This window comes from Succinimonas amylolytica DSM 2873 (assembly GCF_000378405.1).
Lineage (GTDB): Bacteria > Pseudomonadota > Gammaproteobacteria > Enterobacterales > Succinivibrionaceae > Succinimonas > Succinimonas amylolytica.
This window is the reverse complement of sequence record NZ_KB899637.1, coordinates 240,414-245,234: the sequence shown is the minus strand read 5'-3', so window position 1 is coordinate 245,234 and position 4,821 is coordinate 240,414. Positions and strand designations below refer to the sequence as shown.

Annotated in this window: 6 protein-coding genes; all 6 read right to left on the bottom strand. The window is 37.8% G+C overall.

Translation table 11 applies throughout. From position 1 onward, the window contains the following. Positions 1 to 73 precede the first annotated feature (73 nt). Positions 74 to 595, bottom strand: a complete 522-nt coding sequence (locus F557_RS0110475) for a hypothetical protein (protein ID WP_157617849.1) — start codon at positions 593 to 595, stop codon at positions 74 to 76. A gap of 676 nt (positions 596 to 1,271) precedes the next feature. Next, positions 1,272 to 1,679 (bottom strand): HI0074 family nucleotidyltransferase substrate-binding subunit, encoded by a 408-nt coding sequence (locus F557_RS0110465; RefSeq protein ID WP_019002175.1) that lies wholly within the window; start codon positions 1,677 to 1,679, stop codon positions 1,272 to 1,274. Beyond that, positions 1,666 to 1,956 (bottom strand): nucleotidyltransferase family protein, encoded by a 291-nt coding sequence (locus F557_RS0110460; protein WP_026297871.1) that lies wholly within the window; start codon positions 1,954 to 1,956, stop codon positions 1,666 to 1,668. Before F557_RS0110460 ends, F557_RS0110465 begins: the two co-directional genes overlap by 14 nt. 159 nt (positions 1,957 to 2,115) lie before the next feature. Then, positions 2,116 to 2,919: a hypothetical protein gene (locus tag F557_RS0110455; protein WP_019002173.1), complete on the bottom strand. Its 804-nt coding sequence runs from the start codon at positions 2,917 to 2,919 to the stop codon at positions 2,116 to 2,118. A 2-nt stretch (positions 2,920 to 2,921) separates the two neighbouring features. Then, complete coding sequence (locus F557_RS0110450) at positions 2,922 to 3,623, bottom strand: hypothetical protein (RefSeq protein WP_157617848.1); 702 nt, start codon at positions 3,621 to 3,623, stop codon at positions 2,922 to 2,924. A gap of 361 nt (positions 3,624 to 3,984) precedes the next feature. Beyond that, positions 3,985 to 4,821: ISAzo13 family transposase (locus F557_RS0110445; protein ID WP_026297870.1), on the bottom strand; the 837-nt coding region annotated here is incomplete at its 5' end.

The following is a 4,821-nucleotide window of genomic DNA, read 5'->3' as shown; positions in this document are numbered from 1 at the left end:
TTCTCCAGGAACGGACGTAATCATCGATCAAGATTCACCGGAAAAGGGAGTCATGAATTACCTCAAAAGCTGGTCACGACCTCACTAAATTTCCATTATAAGGCGTCACTTCATCGACAGTGCAACAGTCAGCAGCCATCCTTTCAATGGCCTCAAATACTGAAACAGGATCTTTTTCGCACAACCCTATACCATGAAACACATCAATCATATGCACATCCGGTTTAGGGTAGTATGTGTACCCTAACTCTTTCAACAAGTCGCAGGCGAGAGCAAATCCGATTCCTTTTATCTTGGTGGCAATAAGCAGTGGCAAAGCAATTCTCGAAGAAGTATTATAGTTAAACCTTTTAACAAGTTCGTTAAAATCAGAAGCATCCTTAAATCCACTGACGAATTTTGCCGAGTCAATTATCGAACAGCTCCATTTGTACCAGCAATTCATTTGCTTCTTCTGGAGGATATCACTCGTAACATTAAAATTTGCTAGAAAATTTTCATAAAGTTCATCTGGAGTGGTCTCAGAAATCAGCTGAATCTTGTAATCGAAGAGTATTTCTTTAATTTTTGATTTCCGCTGCTCATACTTGATCACATTCGGCATGTATTGATAGTTTTGTGCTGAAATGATGAACCTGACATATATAATCTTCTAGGGACTCGAAATCTCTGTTGTCGCCAATGAAATAGTTCTCCAAGACTACATCCAAAGGAGTTATTTCTTTCAAATACGCATACGCAGCATTATATACTTTGATGTTCTGCTCTTTAGACATTCTCTATCCCTTTCAATAAAATTTTTATAGCTAAGATTCTGCACCTTGGTGGATAACATAACCGTAACCTTACCGCAATAATAAAACAGTAGACACAACTATGCTGTATCTCTCCACCTTGATATGTTTTCACATACAGCCAAAATCGCTCTTTACAGACATTCTCAAAAAAGCATCAAACTCCGCGCTCCCTTTGATTTCAAGGGCTTTCATAGCCGGTCTATTTTGCCCGTGACAGTAAAACTACCGTCTCGACGTGTGCCGAGACCTTTTAATTGATGTCGGATTTACTGACATATTGAGGGAACATGTTTAAACATACATCTTTTCAAGCGTCCCAAACTTTGCGTTTTCGGGAACATCACCGCAGTATCACGCTGAAAGCAAGCGAACAGACAACACCTACAAAACCGCCATGGAATTCAAGGGCAAACCGGTTAAAGCCTATGCCATGGTCTTTGCCGGCTCAGAATGCGTGTATTGCGGGTAGTGGACTTAAAGTTCATTATCCGTATTTGCGATTTTGGTCTTCAATGTTTCTTCAAGAACCGTGAATGTCGAAATAAAACTGTCACGTATCAGTGACACGAGTTCATCTGCCTCATCTTCATTGTATACATGAACAGAGAGGTTTCTCTTTTTTAGCATCAGCAGCCATGTTGCAGAATCAGAAATAAAACCAACCTTGTAGGCAAGCTGGAGAATCTCTCGAGGAGAACCGACATCAGCTCCTTCAACGCCGTGAATTCTTAATACTTCCTGAAGAGCTTTCCAGGAAAGTTCAAATGTTAGGTTGAACTGGGCTATTACTCCGGTTCTATATATTTCGCTTTCTGATGCCTGCTCAAAATCAGCCTTTTTCAACACTTTTAAGCAATTGGAGAAATTTTCAAACTTTTTCATAAATTACAATACCGTCCTTCTGAATCTCCATTTTTAATTTTTCTGAAATGTTTTTATCGGCATTAATGATGTCAAAAGATAATAGTGAATTAACGTTATCATTGATGTTCCAATAAAACGAATCAAAGTCTCCGCCATAAACAGCAAGATCAATATCACTTCTTTCAGTATTTGTTCCCCTGGCACGAGAACCAAAAAGGATAACCTTATTTACTGAATTTCTTTCAGCAAACATGGTAATATCCTTTAAAACAACATCTGGTATATCTCTTTTCATATCACGCTCTAATTTACCAATTGGACATTAGTATTTCTATAAACATGTCAGTTCTGATTTTAATCATCTCTAAAGTATGCGCTTAATTCAACAACAGTCTAGCTATGGTACTTACCGGATCGGAATGCGTGTATTGTGGTAGTGGGTAAATGACTGTTGCTATTTTTCCGCTAGAAGTAGTCCTCTGACGAAATCATACGTTAAAGAACTCAATTGTCCACCTTTGTGATTTTCTTTCCACCACTCTATTGCGTATCCAATCAGCCAAAATCCCATATCAACAAGTTTCATTTCAGGGTACTTTATAGGGCTACCATCAACACATGGTAAAGAATTACGAAGTTGCTCAAATCTATCGCTATTTTCAGCGTAAAACTCAATCAATTTTTTAGTAGAGTTCTTATTAAAATTTCCTGTTGAAACATTCAAAGATTTAATACCAGCTGTAAAATATCTATCATATGCTGGAGCACAACCGAGAGTCCCCATTAAAATTTTGGTTATCAAAACGTCTGAAACGTTCTCATTATTCTTCAAATCTGTAACAACGTCTTTTCTAATCGGTGCATAATAAGCATTAATAACATTTTTAAGTTTCTCTAACACACTCAAATTTTTATCTAATTCCGAAGCTTTAGACCAATCTTTGCCAGCTAACTCATCATAATCAGATTTCAACAACTCTTTTACAATTGGAGTATGAATCTTGTAATCCTTCTGAAGCAAAAAAGAAGATCCTCGGTACATTCCCCAACTTGCAAGATAAAAAGCTAGGTGCAAACTTAAAATATCATAATCTGGTGATGATACATTTCTTGCCGAAATAAAACTATGATAGCAATATTCCCACGATTTATACCTATCATTTTCAACTTCTGTTGTTTTCGTGACAAATAGCGAAATAGCTAATTCTACCAATTTCATTATTTCATCATTACTCAGCGCATTGTTCTTTGCTTTCATAGTTACAATACCAAGGACGGAACATTATCTTTTATAAAATTATGACTTAATCCAAACGCCTTACCTCGATTATTGTATACCCATAACAATTGGGTTCCTGTACTATGAACATACTTCTTTATGTAAAGCATCGTAGGTAAATTTTGGTTTTGTAACCTAGCCTCAACAAAGCTATAATCATAAAAACACTGATTAAAAATATCCATGTTGACAGAAACTAAAATCACATCTGGATTAAGGTATTGGAGCAACTCTTTAAACAGCGTAATGTTTTGCAGTTCATTTTTTACACCCGCATCCAAATTTCCCCATGTAGGGTCAGTTGCAATAGATGAATAGATATCAATATGAACGGCTGTATCATAGTTCTCGAATCCCATATCATAAATTGGATTTTTATAATATGTGGCCCCTAGAACATTTAAAACATATTCACCATTATAGAACCACTTGTTGTAAGGGTTTACTTCAAAGTACCTATTAAGCGTATTGTGTAAACTTGCTATATTGTCATTTCGATTGCCATTCTTAAAATCAATAATTTCAAACCTCTTCTCAGCAAATTCATTATTTGATGGGTTAAGGCCTATGGTTACAATCTTACGTTTCGACCGCTTATATTTTTCTAAATTACCAAAATACACGATTGGTATTGAGTTCTTTACTATGTATTTATTACAAAAAGCATTATCATTCTTATTCAAAAAATCATCTATAAATTTTTCAAACAAATCACCCAGGGTATGGCCGTTTTATCCCTGACATACCCCATGAAAGAAAGTACTAGACCGTTGTAAGTTCATGGTCCGGTACATAAGTTTTCGCTCTTGAAACCTATAAGGCCTTAGAGCCTGCCCATGCATTTGAGATGTGGCCTGGTGGTGAAAGGATAAACTTGGAGGCCATCCACGGTAACGAAATTTGAAAAGTGATACGATCAAAGACGGAGGTGGACTTGCCTGTAAACCCTGTTCTTTTTTTGGCATTTATAAAACGCTGATACAAAACTGGGGTTAATGAGTAGACGCATACATACTTAGGAATTGTTAAAAATTAAATTTAATTTTATTGGTTTGTGGGAGCTATGATATAGTTCCACTCACCGTGCCAGTCGTCCATGGTGATATTTATCCCGCTAAGTTCTTCATTAGACACCACTTTTCCTTTCTCGTAGACTTTTTCATCCAACTTGCACGCAACCTTTAATCCAGACGAGGTTGTCGTAGCACTGATTAAATTAATGATGATCTCCACTGTTTCCAATGGTCTCCCACGCCAGTTCTTGCTGATGAAGGCAAACATACGGTGCTCAATTTTGTTCCACTTGCTGGTACCAGGCGGAAAGTGGGACACGTGGATATTCAAACCTGTTTCATTTGCAAAACTCTGAAGGCTGGTCTTCCATAGTTTATTACGTCTGCCGTTACTTCCCCCTCCATCAGCGGTGATATACAGACATGTGGCTTCAGGATACTTTTCAACTCCCATTGTTCGCCACCACTCCCGAATGCTGTTGACGGCAAACTCTGCTGTATCGGCGCTCAACCCGACATTGACAAACCCTTCATTGAAGTTTAAATCGTAAATGCCGTAAGGGCAGGCTTTCCCACACGGACCTTCAAAATCATGATCATTTACCTTCGCCGGATTGCCTTTCGGGGCATATTCTTTTCCTGGATTCTTGTAACTGCCAATCAGTTCTTTTTTCTTGGCATCAACAGATATCACCGGGTTTTTATTGTTCATGAATTCTTTGGCTTTATTGTTGATGTACTGAAACTGAGCATCCCGATCAGGTCCTGCATTTCCGCTCTCTGTATATTTCCGGTTCTGCTGCAGACTGTACCCCATCTCCTCTAGAATATTACCAATGGTTACATAACTGACAGACATTCCTTTTCC